At 51.4% G+C, this 17,983-nt stretch carries 9 protein-coding genes; 4 read left to right on the top strand and 5 right to left on the bottom strand.

Going from position 1 to position 17,983, the window contains the following annotated elements; genetic code table 11:
- Window positions 1-16: 16 nt before the first annotated feature.
- From leuC to ACJMNB_RS09940, 4 genes are all read right to left on the bottom strand, one after another.
- Window positions 17-1,426 (bottom strand): 3-isopropylmalate dehydratase large subunit, encoded by a 1,410-nt coding sequence (leuC, locus tag ACJMNB_RS09955; protein ID WP_405341990.1) that lies wholly within the window; start codon window positions 1,424-1,426, stop codon window positions 17-19.
- Between the two features lie 127 nt (window positions 1,427-1,553).
- Window positions 1,554-2,003 carry a hypothetical protein gene (locus ACJMNB_RS09950; RefSeq protein WP_405341988.1) on the bottom strand — a complete coding sequence of 150 codons (450 nt, stop codon included), beginning with the start codon at window positions 2,001-2,003 and terminating at the stop codon, window positions 1,554-1,556.
- 168 nt (window positions 2,004-2,171) lie between these two features.
- The gene (locus ACJMNB_RS09945) at window positions 2,172-3,707 is read right to left on the bottom strand and encodes a M23 family metallopeptidase (protein ID WP_405341986.1); all 1,536 of its coding nucleotides are present in this window, start codon (window positions 3,705-3,707) and stop codon (window positions 2,172-2,174) included.
- A gap of 9 nt (window positions 3,708-3,716) precedes the next feature.
- Complete coding sequence (locus ACJMNB_RS09940; protein ID WP_072797564.1) at window positions 3,717-4,127, bottom strand: hypothetical protein; 411 nt, start codon at window positions 4,125-4,127, stop codon at window positions 3,717-3,719.
- A 443-nt stretch (window positions 4,128-4,570) separates the two neighbouring features.
- Here ACJMNB_RS09940 and ACJMNB_RS09935 point away from each other — a divergent pair, with 443 nt between their 5' ends.
- The gene (locus ACJMNB_RS09935; protein ID WP_405341983.1) at window positions 4,571-11,845 is read left to right on the top strand and encodes a tandem-95 repeat protein; all 7,275 of its coding nucleotides are present in this window, start codon (window positions 4,571-4,573) and stop codon (window positions 11,843-11,845) included.
- Between the two features lie 177 nt (window positions 11,846-12,022).
- On the opposite strand, the gene ACJMNB_RS09930 is transcribed toward ACJMNB_RS09935, so the two are convergent.
- Window positions 12,023-13,339 carry a class I SAM-dependent RNA methyltransferase gene (locus ACJMNB_RS09930; RefSeq protein ID WP_405341981.1) on the bottom strand — a complete coding sequence of 439 codons (1,317 nt, stop codon included), beginning with the start codon at window positions 13,337-13,339 and terminating at the stop codon, window positions 12,023-12,025.
- Window positions 13,340-13,542: 203 nt separating this feature from the next.
- On the opposite strand from ACJMNB_RS09930, the gene rpsO reads away from it, so the two are divergent.
- The 3 genes from rpsO to ACJMNB_RS09915 all read left to right on the top strand — a co-directional run bounded on the left by rpsO (window position 13,543) and on the right by ACJMNB_RS09915 (window position 17,978).
- The gene (gene rpsO / locus ACJMNB_RS09925; protein WP_072798943.1) at window positions 13,543-13,815 is read left to right on the top strand and encodes a 30S ribosomal protein S15; all 273 of its coding nucleotides are present in this window, start codon (window positions 13,543-13,545) and stop codon (window positions 13,813-13,815) included.
- A 21-nt stretch (window positions 13,816-13,836) separates the two neighbouring features.
- Window positions 13,837-16,086, top strand: coding sequence for a polyribonucleotide nucleotidyltransferase (gene pnp / locus ACJMNB_RS09920; RefSeq protein WP_405341979.1), 2,250 nt, complete (start codon window positions 13,837-13,839; stop codon window positions 16,084-16,086).
- 191 nt (window positions 16,087-16,277) lie between these two features.
- Window positions 16,278-17,978, top strand: coding sequence for an HD domain-containing phosphohydrolase (locus ACJMNB_RS09915; protein WP_405341977.1), 1,701 nt, complete (start codon window positions 16,278-16,280; stop codon window positions 17,976-17,978).
- Window positions 17,979-17,983 lie beyond the last annotated feature (5 nt).

Genomic DNA, 17,983 nt, shown 5'->3' with positions numbered 1-17,983 from the left:
TTTAAATCTCCTTGCGTTACTTGATGTACTTGCGGACGTCGGTGACACAGCCTTCGATGGCGGCGGCAGCCACCATGGCGGGGCTCATCAGAATGGTGCGGCCCGTCGGGCTGCCCTGGCGGCCCTTGAAGTTACGGTTGCTGGAAGAAGCGCTCACCTGGCGGTCCTTGAGCTTATCCGGGTTCATGGCGAGGCAGAGCGAGCAGCCTGCTTCGCGCCATTCGGCACCGGCTTCCTTAAAGATCTTGTCGAGACCGAGCTGTTCGGCTTCCACCTTGATCTTCATGGAACCCGGAACGACCCACATCTTGACGGTCGGGGCAACCTTGTGGCCCTTGATGATTTCGGCGGCGGCCTGCAAGTCGCTGAGGCGACCGTTGGTGCAGCTGCCCACGAATGCGATGTCGATCGGGCGGCCAATCATCTTGGAACCTTCTTCCCAGCCCATGTATTCATAAGCTTCGGAAATAACCTTCTTTTCGCTGCCTTCGAATTCGTCGATCTTCGGCATGTTGCCGTTGAGCGGAATGGCCTGAGCCGGAGTGATGCCCCAGGTGACCATCGGTTCGAGGTTGTCGCAGTTGATTTCGACTTCGTCGTCAAACTGAGCGTCGGCGTCGGTAGCTACGGACTTCCAGTAAGCAACGGCTTCGTCCCACTTGTCAGCCTTCGGGGCGTAGGGACGGCCCTTGAGGTATTCAAAAGTCTTTTCGTCGGGGTTGCAGTAACCGACGCGGGCGCCACCTTCGATAGCCATGTTGCAGATGGTCATACGGCCTTCCATGCCCATGTTTTCGATGACGGGGCCTGCAAATTCGTAAGCGTAGCCAACACCGCCGTTCACGCCGAGCTTAGCGATGTAAGCGAGGGCGACGTCCTTGGCGGTCACACCCGGCTTGAGCTTGCCGGTGAAGTTGATACGGCGAGTCTTGAGCGGGCTCATGGCGAGCGTCTGGGTGGCGAGAACGTCGGCCACCTGGCTGGTGCCGATACCGAAGGCGATAGCGCCGAAGGCACCGTGCGTAGCCGTATGGGAGTCACCGCAAGCGACGGTCATGCCCGGCTGGGTCACGCCTTCTTCGGGGCCCACGATGTGGATAACGCCCTGTTCTTCAGTAGCGGGGCCAAAGAACTTGATGCCGTTAGACTTGGTGTTATTTTCGATATGGGAGAACATCTCTTCGGAAATGCCGTCCTTGAGCGGGCGGTTACGTTCCGGGAAGGTGGTCGGAATAATGTGGTCCACCGTAGCGAACGTGCGTTCCGGGAAGAGCACCTTCTGGCCTTCTTCGCGAAGCTGTGCGAAGGCCTGGGGGCTGGTGACTTCGTGGCAGAGGTGGAGCCCGATAAAGAGCTGGCACTGGCCGCTCGGGAGCTTTGCTACCGTGTGGCTCTCAAAAATCTTCTGATAGAGTGATTTTCCCATGATTTTGTCTCTTTTTTGTTTGCGATTCCGTCAGGAACCGTTATTGCTTATTTGCGGTGCAAATATAGAAAAAGTCCCGCAGAATGACTGCAGGACTTCTTTATTGAAGAATAAAATTTCGTTCTTTTTAGTACTGTTCGACCTGGGTGTCGAACTGGTATTTTTCGTGGTAGTAGCTGAGCATTTCGCTGGTGCTGGTAAAGGCGGCGGAGCGAATGGCGTTGCGGACTTCGGGATCGTTGCGGGACATTTCGATAATCTTGGCGTCTATGTCCTTGAACAGCAACTTGTTAGAAGCCATGGCCACGTGATTCTGGTTGTAATCCAAGTGGTAGCTGCGTTCGAGCATCTGGAAAAGTTCGGACTGGCAGGCGTTTTCAGGCGGATGCTTCTTGGCAACCGGCATGTAGCACTTGTTGATGTAATCCGTTTTGTAGGCGACGATCATTTCGTCAATGGCAGGAATATTGTGGTCAGAATCGTGGCTAGCTACTTGAACAGTGGGTGTGACAACTCCGGAGCATCCGGTGAGAAGGGCGGCGGTAAGGGTTGCAAGAGCCAGAACTCTAAACTTCATTTGTTTTTATCCTTTTTTCTTTGTTGATTCCAAATCCCTAATTCCGAATCAAAAATTATTTAAATGTTCGTTTTTTGGCGAGGCGTCAAATGTAACAAATAACTTACAACAGCCCCAAAAAAACGTTTAGAGAACACTTTTTGGAGGTCTTTGTGATAGGGCTCACTTCTACTGTTTGCTGCCTACTGCATCTGCCGTAGGTTTGAACATGTAGAACCATTTAATCGGGTCGATTACTTTATAGTTAACGTTGCCGATATGCTTGTTTCCGTTTTTAGAAACAAGGCCTGTAACTACGTGGGCGTGGGGACCCGTGGTGTGCCCGGTAAGGCCTACCGTTGCAATGGGGTCGCCGGCCATGACTTCTTGCCCGTCGAGGTAAAGAAGCTGGTCGCAGTGCATGAAAATCACCACGTCTTTCTGACGCACCAATCCGATTACAATACCGCCTCGTTCGTCCCTTGCGGTCCATGCCTTGGCTGCAAAGGGGGCGAGAATTCTTGCGCCCTGGCGGCTTGCTACGTCGATACCGTTATGTTGTCTGAAATTCGCGGTGGCGGTCTCGTGATAGAACTCTGTCAGGTAGGCTACGCTATCGGATACGATGGATGTCCAGTATTTCCAGGCGGCGCCGATGGAGTCGGAAGCTGTGTTCCCGATATAGTCCGGGCGCGAGAATTTGATGACAGTTCCTTCGGGAGGAATGTTTAATTTGTTCTTTTCCCAAGCGTTTTTGGGGTAACCGTTTTCTTCCAGAGTTACCGAGATATATTTTTGCACCATTTTTTCGGTGGTAATCAATGCGGTGAATCTGCCGATGGCATAGCGGCCGATGCGCTGCATGGATTCCTTGCCGTCAAAGGTGTATTCGAAGGAGGGGGCCACCGAAAGCTTGTCGCGCTCGTGAATGCGGTCACGCATGTTGGAAATGCTCGGATCCGTCTTGGTTACAAAGAAAAACGGAAGCGCAATGGCCAGCAAAAGCAGAAGCGGAAAACAGGTTCTGAAAACCTTGGAAGATCCGTCCAGCGGATTCTTTTCGAGAATTGAAAATTTGTGGAGGCTCTCGATGATTCTTGCAAAGGCTTCGGGACTCTTTTTCCAATCGCATTTGCGGATTTCCTTGAAGAAGGAATGGCTCCGGCGCACCGCCCTGTAGGCATGGTAGAATTTTTTCTTGTCGGGCTTTTGCGGGAACAGCCAAAGCAGATTGGACTTGTTGAAGTGGGGGAGGTCTTCCAGGAATGCCGAAGCCTCGTGAGCGCTTTCGCCGTCAATCACGACAAGCCTAGAAACGAGCTTTGCGTAATAGGCTTCTTGGTCGCTGATTTCTAGGGGTAGTACGGCTACGATTTGCGCAACGATCTTCTTGAGCAGTTGCAGGTTGTGGTACAGGTTTCTGAACTGGTCGTCGTCTTGGGGAAAACATCTTGTGCCGGTAACGGTCCAATTGTTTTCTCCGGTTTCGAGTTCATTCAGGACTTCTTGGGGAATCTTGTTTTCAAAGAGGGCGTTCGCAGAAATCGGGGCGTTGCCCTTGAGACTGTTTTTGCCTGAAAAATCAATCACTAAAAAACGTGCGCCGGCGTTTAACGCCTGCGCAAGGTTCTGCAAGGGTTCAAGGGGAATCTCGGTTTCGCCCGGAAAAGCGAAAAACGTGACGCCGCCTTGCCTGTACAGGTCATTTAAGACCTTGTGCTGCATGCTTCTGGATTAAGCCTTCTGAGTGCCGCGGGGGTAGGTGAAACCTGCAGGCGGAGCGGCCACGAACTTGTCTACCTGGAGGTAGAGTTCTTCGGCGGTGGCGCTGGGGTTGAAGTAGATTTCCTGGTTACGGTTCTGGGTGCGGCCCTTGAGGGGTTCGCTACGGCGAGAACGGCTTACGATGCCCAGCGGGAGCACTTCCAAAAGCGGAAGCAGGCCAAAGTAACGGAACAGGCTGAAGTTCTTCTGCCAAGTGGTGCGTTCGGCGAGAACGGCGAAGGTGCCTTCGAAAATGGACTTGGTCTGGAGCAGTTCGTCACTGGTCATGGTCACCAGTTCGTGATTGGTGGGGAAGTTGTTCACGAAGTTGACCATGTCGCCCTTGAGGTAGTTGGCGTCGCAGAGAAATACGAATTTCATGTTTTTACCTGTTATTGATTGTTGTTTAGGCACAAAATAGTTTTTTGGCAACGGCTTGTCACTTTTTCAAACCCTCGAAAACCTACTTTTCGGAACTTTTTGTTCCAGTTAAATGTAAATTCTTTGTAAAATCGTAAAAAAATGGATAGAACGCAAAAAAAACGTTTTGAAGTGTCGGAAAACCTTTACGCATGAAAGCTTTTTGTAAGTCATTGATAGTCAACGACTTACGCGGCAAAATCTTTGAAATTTGCATAAAAACGGCAATTTTATTGTTTAGACAAATTTTACTTTTTGAGGATTTTTTTCGAAAATGTGCGTTTTGTCACGTTTAAAAACGTTATATTTGACCTCGTTAAATCGCGCTCGGACTAGCGGGGGCGGTACGTTTTTTGTGAAAGCAAAAGGTGTAATTGGAAGAAGAAATTTATGGGAGATCATAAATGAAACGAAAAAATTGGTCTGTAGCTGCCCTATTGGCGTCAGTCAGTATTCTGGCATCTGTGGGTGTTGCTCAGGAGGAAAATAGTGCTCCTTCGGTTATGGGTATTCCGGGAGAATCCATCGACGAAGGCAAGAAGTTTGCTCCGATTAAACTGGACAAGTATGTTACCGATGAGGACAAGGCCGAAAAGATTAAGTGGTCCGTGTCCGGCAATAAGCAACTCAAGGTATCTATTTCTCCTGAACGCGTAGCAACTATTGAAATTCCGAATCAGTATTGGAACGGTTCTGAAGATATCACCTTTATTGCAACTGATACCAAGGGTGCCACGGGTTCCGAAACGGTGAACTTTAACGTGGAATCCGTCAACAACCCGCCTGAAGTCAAGCAGATTCCTGACCAGAACATTGATGAAGGTAAGACCTTTGCCAAGATCAAGCTCGACGATTACGTGAGCGATCCCGACCACCCGAAGAACCAGATTTTGTGGGAATTCGACATCCAACCGGTGGGCAAGGACCAAGCTGATGGCGACCTGAATGTGGAGATCGACCCGAACCGCGTGGCTTCCGTCATTATTCCTGACCCGAACTGGTATGGCTCTGCCAAGATCAAGTTTACGGCTACTGACGGTGAATATGCTAGTGCTTCTACGACCGCAAACTTCGTGGTGAAGCCTATTAACGACGCTCCGGTCGTGAAGAAGATTCCGGACCAGACCATCGAAGAAAAGAACGAATTCGAATCTATCAGCCTCACGGATTACGTGACCGACGTCGATGACGATGTCATGAAGCTCAAGTGGACCATCTCGGGCAACAAGGACCTGAAGTTCGATATCGACAAGTACGGTTCTGCCAATATCAAGATCCCGAACGAATTCTGGAATGGCTCGGAAACTGTGACCTTCACGGCTACCGACCCTGCCGGTGCATCCGCCAAGACTACCGCAAAGTTCACAGTCAAGTCCGTGAACGATGCTCCTGAATTCATCAAGGAAGTCCAGGATCAGACCATCGACGAAAAGCAGGAGTTCAAGCCCATTGAACTGGACAAGCTGGTCAAGGATCCCGACCATCCTTTCGAACAACTTAAGTGGACAGTTTCTGGCAACAAGGATCTTGCTGTAAACATTGCTGGCAAGACCGCTACCATCAAGATTCCGTCCAAGATGTGGAACGGTTCTGAATCTATCAAGTTCAAGGTTTGCGACCCGGCCGGTGCTTGCGCTGAATCCGAAAACAGCTTCACGGTGAACTCCGTGAACGATGTGCCGCAGCTCGTGAAGCAGATCCCGAATCAGACCATCGACGAAAAGAAGACCTTTGCCAAGGTCAAGCTTGATGAATACGTCAAGGATGCTGACCACAAGAATTCCGAACTTTCTTGGGAAGCTGACGTAAAGCACCAGGGCAAGGAACCGCAGTCCGGTACTTTGTCTGTAAACATCGGTGACGACCACGTGGCATCCATCGAAATTCCTGACCCGAACTGGAATGGCTCTGCTGTGGTGACCTTCACGGTGTCTGACCCCGAAGGTGCAACCGCTAAGCAGCAGGTGACATATACTGTCAAGTCTATCAACGATATCCCTGTGTTCAAAAAGATCCCGGATCAGGCTATCGAAGAAAAGAACGAATTTGCATCTGTCATGCTTGATGACTACCTGTCCGATGCCGACCACGATCTCTCCCAGTTGAAGATCGACATCGCTGGTAACAAGGACATCAAGGTTAACTTGAACAATAAGACCCGCGAAGTTTCTTTCAAGACTCCCAGCGAACTCTGGAACGGTTCTGAAACCATCACCTTTACTGCAACTGACCCCGAAGGTGGCAAGGCTTCTACTCAGATGAAGCTTTCCATCAAGTCCATCAACGACCCTCCGGTCATGAAGGATATTCCTGAACAGTCCATCAAGGAAAAGGGTTCTTTCAAGACTGTTGAACTCGACAAGTATGTCGAAGACCTCGACCATTCTAAGGATAAGCTCAAGTGGACCGTTACCGGCAACCGTGAACTCAAGGTGTCTATCGATGGCGCCCGCGTGATGAAGGTGACTCCGCCTAGCCCGCAGTGGAACGGTTCTGAAACCCTCACCATCAAGGTGACTGACCCTGAAGGCGCAACGGACGAACGCTCTGTCGCTTACACCGTGGAATCCGTGAACGATGTTCCTGAATTCACGAAGCAGGTTGCTCCGCAGACCATCAAGGAAAAGGGCCAGTTCCAGCCGATCAAGCTTGGCGAAATGGTTCGCGACCTCGATAACAAGCTTTCTGATCTCCAGTTCACTGTTGATGTGAAGCCGACCTCTAAGGGTAACAAGGATGGCGACCTCGCTGTTGAAATTGACGCCCAGCATGTGGCTAACATCAAGATTCCGAGCAAGTACTGGAACGGCGCCGCTGAAATCACCTTCACGGTAACAGACCCCGAAGGTGCCAAGGCTACCTCCAAGGCTCTCTTCACGGTTGAATCTGTGAACGACGTGCCTGTGCTCAAGAAGATTCCGGATCAGATGATTGAAGAAAAGCACGAATTTGCTTCTATCAAGCTTGCCGATTATGCTTCTGACCCTGACCACGCCTTCAAGGATCTCAAGTGGACCGTTGCAGGCAACAAGCAGCTGAAGGTTGAAATTGCCAATGGTGTTGCTACCATCAAGATGCCGACCAAGAACTGGAACGGTTCTGAAAAGGTGACCTTCACGGTGACTGACCCCGAAGGTGCTTCTGCCAAGTCCGACGCAGTGTTCACGGTGAAGTCTATTAACGACCCGCCGACCATGAAGGATATTGCTAGCCAGACCATCAAGGAAAAGGGCGAATTCAAGCCGATTGAACTCGACAAGTATGCTTCTGATGAAGACCACGAACAGTCTAAGCTCAAGTGGACCGTCTCTGGTAACAAGCAGCTCAAGGTTGTCATTGACCCGAAGCATGTGGCTACGGTTACGACTCCGAACAAGTACTGGAACGGTTCCGAAGACATTACCTTCACGGTGACCGACCCCGAAGGCGCCTCTGACAAGCGCACGGTGAAGTTTACGGTGGAATCCGTGAACGATATTCCGGAATTTGTGAAGCCCATCAAGGACCAGGCTATTCCTGAAAAGCGTGAATTTGCAATCATCAACCTGAACGACATCGTGAAGGATGCTGACCACAAGCTTGATCAGCTCTCCTGGAGCTTTGACGTGAAGCCGGCCAAGGGTGCTCCGAAGGGTTATACTCCGCAGCTCAAGGTGACGGTTGATGGTCAGCGTATGGCCAAGATTGTGATTCCGGACAAGTACTGGAACGGTTCTGAAGAAATCACCTTCAAGGTGGAAGACCCGGATGGCGGCAAGGCTCATTGCACTGCTACTTTCACCGTGCAGTCTGTGAACGATGCTCCGACCATCGGCAAGATCGATGACCAGAATGTCAAGGAAAAGGAAGGCTTCAAGTCCTTCAACCTGAAGCAGCTCATCAAGGATCCTGACCACGCTTACGGTCGCCTCAAGATCGAAGTGTCCGGCAACAAGGACCTCAAGGTTAACATTGACAACGACGGCAACGTTTCTATCAAGGCTCCGAGCCCGCTTTGGAACGGTTCCGAAAAGATCACCTTTACGGTGACTGACCCAGAAGGCGCTTCTGCCAAGGCTATGGCTACATACTCTGTGCAGTCTATCAACGACCCGCCGATCATGAAGGATATTGCTAACCAGACCATCAAGGAAAAGGGTAGCTTCAAGTCTATTGCTCTCGACAACTACGTGGAAGACCTCGACCATCCGAAGGCTAAGCTCAAGTGGAAGATCGAAGGTGCAAAGGAACTCAAGGTTGCCATGGATGCAAGCCACAATGTGTCTGTGATTCCGCCTAACCCGAACTGGCATGGTTCCGAAACCATCAAGTTCACGGTTTCTGACCCTGAAGGTGCAAGCGATAGCCGTTCTGTGACCTTTACCGTTGAATCGGTGAACGACGCTCCGCAGTTTGTGCGTGAACTCAAGGACCAGTCCATCGACGAAAAGAAGCAGTTCCAGCAGATCAAGCTGGATGACCTGGTGAAGGATCCGGACCACAAGAATTCCGAACTCAAGTGGACCTTCGATGTGAAGGCCAAGTCCGCTGCTGCTCCTGCTGCCAAGGGCAAGAAGGGTGCCGCTGCTGAACCGGCTACCTCCGCTAAGGATGGCCTGAGCGTTAAGGTGGACAACAACCACGTTGCAACAATCGTGATTCCGAACAAGTACTGGAATGGTGCTGCCGACATTACCTTCACGGTAACTGACCCTGAAGGTGCAAAGGCCACCAAGACCGCTCATTACGAAGTTCGTTCTATTAACGACCCGCCGGTTATCGCTGCTAACGCCCCGAAGGGTGAAACCATCCGTGAAAACGGCGTGTTCAAGACCATCGACCTTTCGAACCTTGCCTCTGACCCGGACCACAAGGCTGCCCAGCTCAAGTGGACTGTTTCTGGCAACAAGTTCCTGAAGGTGAATTTGCTCAAGGACAACACTGTGAAGGTGTCTGTGCCTGACCCGCAGTGGAATGGTAAGGAAACCGTGACCTTCACGGTGACCGACCCGGAAGGCGCTTCTGCCAACCACAAGATGCTCTTCGAAGTGACCCGCGTGAACGATGCACCTGTTCTTGCCAAGAAGATTCCTGACCAGAAGATCAAGGAAAAGGAACTCTTCAAGCAGATCAAGCTTGACGAATTCGTGAAGGATCCGGATAACAAGCCCAGCGAACTCAAGTGGACCGTGACGGGTAACAAGCAGCTCAAGGCTGAAATCTCTCCGAGCCGCGTTCTTACGGTGTCTGCTCCGGATAAGTATTTCTGGTGCGCTCCGGAAACCATGGTTCTTGAAGTGAAGGACCCGGAAGGTGCTTCTACCTCTCAGACCGTGACCTTCGAAATCACCTCTGTGAACGACGCTCCGGTGCTCAAGAATATTCCTGACCAGAAGATCAAGGAAAAGGGTTCGTTCAAGGAAATCGACCTGAACAAGTTCGTGAACGATCCTGACCACAAGCTCTCTGAACTCACTTGGTCCGTGAAGGTTGCCAAGGTGGGTGTTGCTCCTGCTCCGAAGCCGGCTAAGAAGCCTGCCAAGAAGGCTAAGGGCAAGAAGGGCGCTAAGGAAGAAGTTGCAGAAGAACCGGCTCCGGCTCCTGTGGATGAATTCCAGGTTGAAATCGACTCCAGGAACATTGCCCGCATCAAGATTGATAACAAGTACTGGAACGGTGAACGCAACGTGACCTTCACTGTGAAGGACCCGGAAGGTGCTTCTGACTCCAAGACGGTGAACTTCAAGGTTGAATCCGTGAACGACGCTCCGGAAATCAAGCAGATTCCTATCCAGAGCATCAAGGAAAAGGAACACTTCAAGCCTCTTGATCTTGCTCAGTTCATCTCTGACCCGGATCATCCGCTGTCTGCCTTGAAGATTGAAGTTGCTCCGACTCGCGCCCTGAAGGCTACTATCAATGCCAAGAAGGAACTCGTCGTCTCTACTCCGGACAAGTTCTGGAGCGGTTCTGAAAAGATCAAGATTGACGTCCATGACCCGGAAGGCGCTCGCGTAAGCCAGCAGATCACCTACGAAGTGACTCCGGTGAACGATCCTCCGGTCGTGAAGCGTATCGCTGGCCAGAGAGTCAAGGAAAAGGAACGCTTTGAAATTGTTGACCTCTCTAAGGCCGCCGAAGACCCGGATAACAAGCCCAATGAACTTCACTGGACTGTGACTGGCAACAAGGAACTTAAGGTTGATATCAAGGGTAGCCGTGCTCAGGTTCTTACCCCGAACCCGAACTGGTATGGTAAGGAAACCCTCACCTTCACCGTGAAGGATATCGCTGGTGCTTCTGCATCTACGCAGGCTACCTTCGAAGTGGTTCCGGTGAACGATCCTCCGACCCTGAAGCCGGTGCAGCCGTTCGTCATCGAAGAAAAGAAGACGTTCGCACCCTTCGACTTCAGCAAGGTTGTTAGCGATCCGGATAACAAGCTCGAAGAACTTGTCTGGACTCTCGATAACGAAGTTCCCAGTGTCAAGGGCAAGAAGGGCCCGAAGAGCGGCCCGGCTGTGAAGCATGAAATCAACTTCTCCATTGACGAGAAGGGTGTGCTTCGTGCCGAAACTCCGAACCCGTACTGGAACGGTATGGAAGTCGTGACTGTGAACGTGTTTGACCCGGCTGGCGAAAAGGCCTCTATCCCTGTGAAGTTCACGGTGAAGCCCGTGAACGACCCGCCGATCGTGAAGGAAATTCCTGGCCAGGAAACCCTGCAGGGCTCTACCTTCAAGCCGATCAAGCTCGACAACTATGTGTCTGACCCTGACCATAAGACCTCTGAAATCAGATGGGGCGTGACTGGCGCCAAGAACCTCGCTGTGCAGATCAACGGTAACCGCGAAGCTATCGTGAAGCCGAAGAAGCCGGATTGGTTCGGTGACGAAACCCTTATCTTTACTGCTAAGGACCCGGCCGGTGCTTCTGACAAGGCTATGGTGAAGTTTGTGGTGAAGCATGTGAATGCCGCTCCGATTATGCGCGACATTCCGGATTTCACCATCAAGGAAGACGACAACAACGGTGTAGTTGCCGTGATCAAGCTGGATCAGTTTGCTCGCGATAAGGATCACCGCTTCGACGAACTCAAGTGGAGCTTCACTGGCAACAAGTACTTGACTGTCAAGTATGACAAGTACAAGAAGACTGCAACGGTTGCCCAGCCCCATGAAAACTGGAATGGTAAGCCGGAACGCATCACCTTCACGGTGACCGACCCGGATGGTGCCAAGGCTTCCAAGACTGCTCTCTTCACTGTGATTGCCGTGAATGACGCACCTGTGGCCAATGCCCAGACTTACATGACTCAGGAAGGCGAAGAACTCAAGGTTAGCGCTGCCGAAGGTCTGATGTCCGGTGTGGTTGACCCCGATGGCGAAAAGCCGGTGTCTGTACAGCTCGTGCAGAAGCCGCGCAACGGTAAGATCAACCTGAACGAACGCGATGGTTCATTCACCTACATGCCGAACAAGGGCTTCTCTGGCCTTGATGAATTCAGCTTCAAGGTTCGTGACCCGGCTGGCCTTGCTTCCCAGGTGACTACTGCCGAAGTTAACGTGTCCTTCAAGATGAAGGATCTCCGCGGTAACGAAAAGAAGGCTGAACCGAAGAAGGAAGAGCCGAAGGCTGAAGAACCGAAGGAAGACGCCCCGGCTAAGGGTAAGAAGAAGAAACGCTCTAAGCGCCGCTAATTTTTGAAGAAGCTTCGCAATAGTTCGTTGTTCGCCCCCTCACGTACGCTTTAGTACGCTACGGGGGCTCAGCTCCTGCTCTTGCTCGCTTCTTCTAAGATTAAAATTTTTGGATATAATAAGAAGTTCCGCCTTTGGCGGAACTTTTTGTATGTAGAGAAATTTCGCTAATTATGGTTAAATTTTTGCGATAAGCACGTTTAAGGTGAGGCCGCCGTGGCTTGTGATGATGTGTTTGGCGTCTGGGTTGTGGTCGGGCGATAGACCGGGGCACTCCCGAAGCAAGTTTGCGGTGCAGGTGTATTTGGTGCCGGGGTCGTCTTTCGGTGCAAGGATGGCGACGGTTAGGGGCTTGGCTTGGGCATTGAGGGGGCGGGCGAGCTCGGCGAGTTGGCGCCCGATGTTGGAGTAAAGCTTGGGGGCGTCAAAGTCGAGACGCTTGCCGTAGGGCGGGTTCAGCACGATAACGGGGGAGGATTCGCCCAGGCAGGCGTCGGCGATGTCTTGAGCGCTGTAGCTGAAAAAATCCTTGAGCTCGGGCACGATAGGTGCCGGGGCGATGCTTGCAAGGGGACTGCATTCTACGTTGTGCCTGATGATTTCTACGGCTCGTTCCGAAATGTCGCTTGTAATGATTTTGATATTCGGGGCTTCGGAAGATTGCTTGAGTATGAAATTCCAAGTAGCGTCTTTAAAGGCGGGCTGGTGTTTCAGGGAAAAGTCTCGGCAAGTTCCCGGAATGAGTTTGTTTGCAATGTAGGCGGTTTCGAGGCTGAAGGTGCCGCTGCCGGCCATGAGGTCGAACAGGGTGACAGGTGTCCCTTGATTTAAATCGAATGCTTCACGGAGCATTCCCGACGCGATGGTTTCTTTAAGGGGAGCTTCGTTGACGAATCGTTCATGGCCGCGCTTGTAGAGTTCTTCGCCAGCCAGGTCCAGCCAAATGGTGCAACGGTCATCGAGAAAGTTTACGAATAAATGCTGCGGGGTGTTGCGGGGTGTCCCCGCAGAGGGGGGAGCGGAAACAGCGGGCCGCTGTGAAGCGAGGGGGAGGCTTCCCCCTTCTATGATATTTTGCAGACGTTCGGCGATGGCATCGCTGTGGTACAGGCGCGAATGCTTGCAGCTTACGTGAATGGATACGTTGGCGCTTGCCAAATACAGTTCCCAGGGAATTTCGGCGGATTTCTTTTCGAGTTCGCGGAAATTCTCTGCCTTGAAGTCTGTGATATGCATCGAAACACGGTTTGCGATTCGGCTGTAGGCGACGATTTTCCAGGCTTCGGTAATTTTGGCCGAAAATTCTACCTTGCCGTCTCCGACAATTTCTATCTCGAAAGGCTCCGAAGTTTGTTCGGAATGAGTGGTCTTGCCTCTAATGGATGCTATTTCATTAACGAGAGTCTGTTCAAAACCCAGCGGAACAACCGCCAAAAAACGGTGCCGTTTTCCGATAACTTGTCGTTTGAGCCTTTTTTCGGTTAATTCTTGCATACCGGTGCAAAGTTAGCTTATTTTGGGTCTTTAACAGAGCAAGCTCAGTTGCCGCGGCTCTCGCCTTATGCTATATTTTCCGCCAAATTGCATTTTTGCCTGGGTCCTGTGACCAGATTCGCCAATTCCACTGGTGCTAGAGCAGAGAAACTCGGACAAAAACATGTAATGAAACAACAAAAACAAAAAAAGGAATGGCTATAATGGCTACTATCACTAAAGAAAAGGCTGCAGAAATCACCGCTAAGTTCGGAGCAAACGAAAAGGACACCGGTAACGTCCGCGTTCAGATCGCTCTCCTCACCGAGAAGATCAAGAACCTCACCGAACATGCAAAGACCCACAAGAAGGACTTCCACTCCCTCCGCGGTCTGTCCATGATGGTTTCTAAGCGCAAGAACCTCCTCAAGTACTACGGCGAAAAGGACATTGTCGCCCAGCGTGCCTTGATCAAGGAACTCGGTCTCCGCGGCTAATTCTTCTGACTGGAGAAATTTATGTCTATTGACGCATACCATCAAAAATACGGTAAGATGCTCGACCCGAAGGAAGTGTCCGTAACGCTTCCCGATGGCCGCGTCATCACGTTTGAAACGGGCCGTATTGCCAAGCAGGCACGCGGTGCTGCAGTCGCCAAGATGGGCGATGCATTCGTGCTCTCTACTGTCTGCTACGGCGAAGAGAAGGAAGGCGATTTCTTCCCCCTCACTGTGGAATATCGCGAAAAGGCCTACGCTGCTGGTCGCCTCCCGGGCGGTTACAACAAGCGTGAAGCTGGTCGCCCCTCTGACGAAGAAACTCTTTCTGCCCGTATCATTGACCGCCCGATTCGCCCGATGTTCCCCGAGAACTTCACCCGCGAAGTCCAGGTGATCGTGCAGGTTCTTTCTGCTGACCGCAAGTTCGCACCGGATGTGCTCGGCGTGTCCGCAGCATCCCTCTCTATCGGTCTTTCCGAACTGCCCTTCGAACAGCAGGTTGCCGCCGTACGTGTGGCTGTGGTCGATGGACAGAACATCGTGATGCCCACCTACGAACAGATGGCTTGCGCCGATCTGGACCTGGTGGTCGCCGGTACCGAAGATTCCGTCTGCATGGTGGAAGGCGGTGCCTACGAAGTGTCCGAAGACACGATGATTAACGCAATTCTCGCTGGTCACGAAGCTATCAAGGCTATGTGCAAGGCCCAACAGGAACTGGTGGACCGCTGCGCCAAGCCGAAGATGGAGCTCAAGCCGCAGCATGTCGGCGAAGCCCACGAAAAGCTTCTCGCCACGGTGAAGGAAGTAGTCTGGGACGAACTGAACAAGGACGTCCACTCCAACATGGTGAAGACCGACTTCTATCCGGCTATGGCAGACCTCTGCGCCAAGATGCTCGAAGATGAACGCATTCTCGCTATCGTCGGCAAGGACGAAGAACAGGATGCCGCTCTCGTTGCCGATGCAAAGGCAATCTTCAGCGACTATGAACGCACTGCCATGCGCGAAATGATCTTGAACGAAGACGTGCGCCTCGACGGTCGTCTGACCACCGAAGTCCGTCCGATCGAAATCGAACTCGGCGTTCTCCCGAGCGCTCACGGTTCTGCAATCTTCCAGCGTGGCGAAACCCAGGGTCTCGTGGTCTGCACGCTCGGCTCCAAGGCCGACGAACAGCGCTACGAAAGCCTGCAGGGCGAAGGCTCCAAGAGCTACATGCTGCATTACAACTTCCCGCCGTACAGCGTGGGTGAATGCAAGCGCCTCGGTATGAGCCGCCGCGAAATCGGTCACGGCCACTTGGCCGAACGCTCTCTCGCTGCAGTGCTCCCGCTGCCGGAAGACTTCCCGTACACCATCCGCGTGGTTTCCGAAATTCAGGAATCCAACGGTTCTTCTTCCATGGCCTCTGTTTGCGGTGGCTGCCTCAGCTTGATGGACGCTGGCGTTCCTATCAAGGCTCCGGTTGCAGGTATCGCCATGGGCCTCATCTCCGAAAAGGGCTCCGTCAAGGAAGGCGGCAAGATCAAGATCTTGTCCGACATCACCGGTACGGAAGACCACCTCGGCGATATGGACTTCAAGGTGACGGGTACCGCTGAAGGTATCACAGCCTTCCAGATGGATATCAAGATCCGCGGTATCACTCCGGAACTCATGCGCGAAGCTTTGGAACAGGCCAAGCAGGGCCGTCTCCATATCCTCGGCAAGATGGCTGAACTCGGCCTCGCCGCTCCGCGTCCGAAGGTTTCCGAAAAGGCTCCGACCATGATCAAGATGCGCATCCCGACCACGAAGATCCGTGACGTTATCGGTTCCGGTGGCTCCGTGATTAAGGGCATGCAGTCTCAGACGGGTTGCACGATCAACATCGACGACGATGGCAACATCGATATCGCAGCACCGTCCGGCAAGGCCGCCGCTGTCTGCCGTCGCATGATCGAAGAACTCACTGCCGAACCTGAACCGGGCCGCAAGTACAAGGGCAAGGTGAAGACGATCCAGCCGTTTGGCGCATTCGTCGAAATCCTCCCGGGTCGTGACGGTCTCGTACACATTTCCGAACTTGCCGACCACCGTGTCGAAAAGGTCGAAGATGTCGTTCACGTCGGTGACGAAGTTGAAGTGCTCTGCCTCGGTGTCGACCCGAAGGGCAAGGTGAAGCTTTCCATGAAGGCTTTGCTCCCTCCGAAGCCCGCTACCGAAGCCCCGGCCGTTGAAGCACCTGCTGCAGAAGCTGCTCCGGAAGCACCGGCTGAAGCCTAATTCAGAACAAATTCTGTAATACAGATTATTGCAGTCGTCAATCCAAGAGATTGACGGCTGTGTTTTTTTACACGCCTTTTATACAAAATCTCCAAATTCAGCTAAAAAAAAGAATTTGGGCATTTTCAAGAGTGTAAATTTAATTTATATTTAAGTTGGGTTAGTGGTGTTGATTATTGGATGGGATACTTATGGTCATTCTGTATTTGACAGTTTTAACCGTTGTTGCAGCGATTAACAATCTGCTGCATTATCGTGTTAATCCTAATCACAATGGTCCATTTGGACTGCTTTTTTTCTGTGTATTTATTTCCTGTTTAGGTCATCTTCTGCTGGCGCTGTCCACCAATTTGGATCAGGCGATTCTTTCGAACAAGATGATTTACGTGGGATCCATGTTCCTGCCTATTCTCACGTTCGATGCCTGTGTCTCGATTTGTAGAATCCGTTTCCCGGTTTGGTGTCACCATGTACTTTTGTTCCTGGTGTTCGGGGTCCTGGCCCTGTCCTTAACCGTTGGTTTCAGTGACGTTTACTACAGCTCCATCAAGTTTATCCGGACCAATGGAGTGGGTAACTTTGTTGCCACTTATGGTATCGGCCATGACATATTCAATTTCTTGATGGTTGGCTTTGTTATTATCAACGTAAGCCTTATCATTTATTCCTTCTTGAAAAAGAAAAATGTCTCCTTCAATAGCTTGATAGCCTTGTCATCTATTGAAGCGGTTTCGATTCTGTCGTTCTTTATTTCGAGAGTGGTGGAAACCGATACCATGGTGATGCCTGCGGTTTATGTCTTTGACCAGTTTGCACTGATGTACATTTGCTTTAGAATCAAGCGTTACAGTGTGGAGCAAATTGTTTCGCAGGTGCTTGAAACACAGAATGCCGATAGTTACGTCCTTGTTACTTCGGACAATAGTTTCCTTGGATGTAATGCAGTCGGGTACGAAACTTTCCCGAACTTCAAGAATTGCCGAATTGACCACAAGATGCCGGATAACCACGAGCTGAACCATATGCTCATTTCGTGGAACAAGGAGCTTTTACAGGGCAAGGACTTTGACGAGAGAAAGTTCGAAAGTGACGGTAAGTTTTACAAGATCAGGCTGACCCAGTTGCCCCTTTCGGGTTCTAGGAAAATTAACCTGTTCAAGATTGAAGATGAAACCAGCATGCACAATTACATCAATATGCTGGGTACGAATAACGTTCGTCTTGAATTGATGCTCAAGGAAAATGATTCCCAGATCCGTTCTATCCAGGAACAGATGGTGGTGGGTATGGCCTATATGGTGGAAAGCCGTGATAGCAACACCGGAAGCCATATCAAGCGCACTAGCAGGGTTGTGCAGATTTTGGTGGATTACTTGCGCAAGGACCATACCCTTGGCCAGTCCGAGTTCTTCTATGACTGTCTGGTGGCGGCAGCTCCTATGCACGATATTGGCAAGATTGCTATCGATGACCGCATTCTGAGAAAGCCTGGCCGCTTTACGCCCCAGGAATATGAAGAAATGAAGGAGCATCCGGAAAAGGGTGCCATGATTGTGGAAAACCTTTTGACGGCGGTGGAGTCCCCGGACTTTGTGAAAATTGCCAAGAATGTGGCGCGTTACCATCACGAACGTTTTGATGGCTTTGGTTACCCCAAGAAGCTCAAGGGTACGGAGATTCCTTTTGAGGCTCGCGTGATGGCTATTGCCGACGTTTATGACGCCTTGGTGAGTAAGCGTTGCTACAAGGCCGAAATGTCTTTCGATGAAGCTTACCAAATTATTCTTGACGGAATGGGAACGCAGTTCGACCCGTCGCTCAAGGATTGCTTTATCGCTTGTCGCTATAAACTTGAAGAATATTATAGCAGCTTGGGCGAAGACGACGTTTAATGGGG

The organism is Fibrobacter sp. (assembly GCF_045131395.1).
Lineage (GTDB): Bacteria > Fibrobacterota > Fibrobacteria > Fibrobacterales > Fibrobacteraceae > Fibrobacter.
The sequence above is the reverse complement of the archived record's forward strand: the minus strand, read 5'-3'. Positions and strand labels throughout refer to the sequence as shown.

What these genes read in the sequence shown, in the direction of transcription:
- leuC (WP_405341990.1), bottom strand. Translation starts at nt 1,426, where the DNA reads ATGGGAAAATCACTCTATCAGAAGATTTTTGAGAGCCACACGGTAGCA.
- ACJMNB_RS09950 (WP_405341988.1), bottom strand. Translation starts at nt 2,003, where the DNA reads ATGAAGTTTAGAGTTCTGGCTCTTGCAACCCTTACCGCCGCCCTTCTC.
- ACJMNB_RS09945 (WP_405341986.1), bottom strand. Translation starts at nt 3,707, where the DNA reads ATGCAGCACAAGGTCTTAAATGACCTGTACAGGCAAGGCGGCGTCACG.
- ACJMNB_RS09940 (WP_072797564.1), bottom strand. Translation starts at nt 4,127, where the DNA reads ATGAAATTCGTATTTCTCTGCGACGCCAACTACCTCAAGGGCGACATG.
- ACJMNB_RS09935 (WP_405341983.1), top strand. Translation starts at nt 4,571, where the DNA reads ATGAAACGAAAAAATTGGTCTGTAGCTGCCCTATTGGCGTCAGTCAGT.
- ACJMNB_RS09930 (WP_405341981.1), bottom strand. Translation starts at nt 13,339, where the DNA reads ATGCAAGAATTAACCGAAAAAAGGCTCAAACGACAAGTTATCGGAAAA.
- rpsO (WP_072798943.1), top strand. Translation starts at nt 13,543, where the DNA reads ATGGCTACTATCACTAAAGAAAAGGCTGCAGAAATCACCGCTAAGTTC.
- pnp (WP_405341979.1), top strand. Translation starts at nt 13,837, where the DNA reads ATGTCTATTGACGCATACCATCAAAAATACGGTAAGATGCTCGACCCG.
- ACJMNB_RS09915 (WP_405341977.1), top strand. Translation starts at nt 16,278, where the DNA reads ATGGTCATTCTGTATTTGACAGTTTTAACCGTTGTTGCAGCGATTAAC.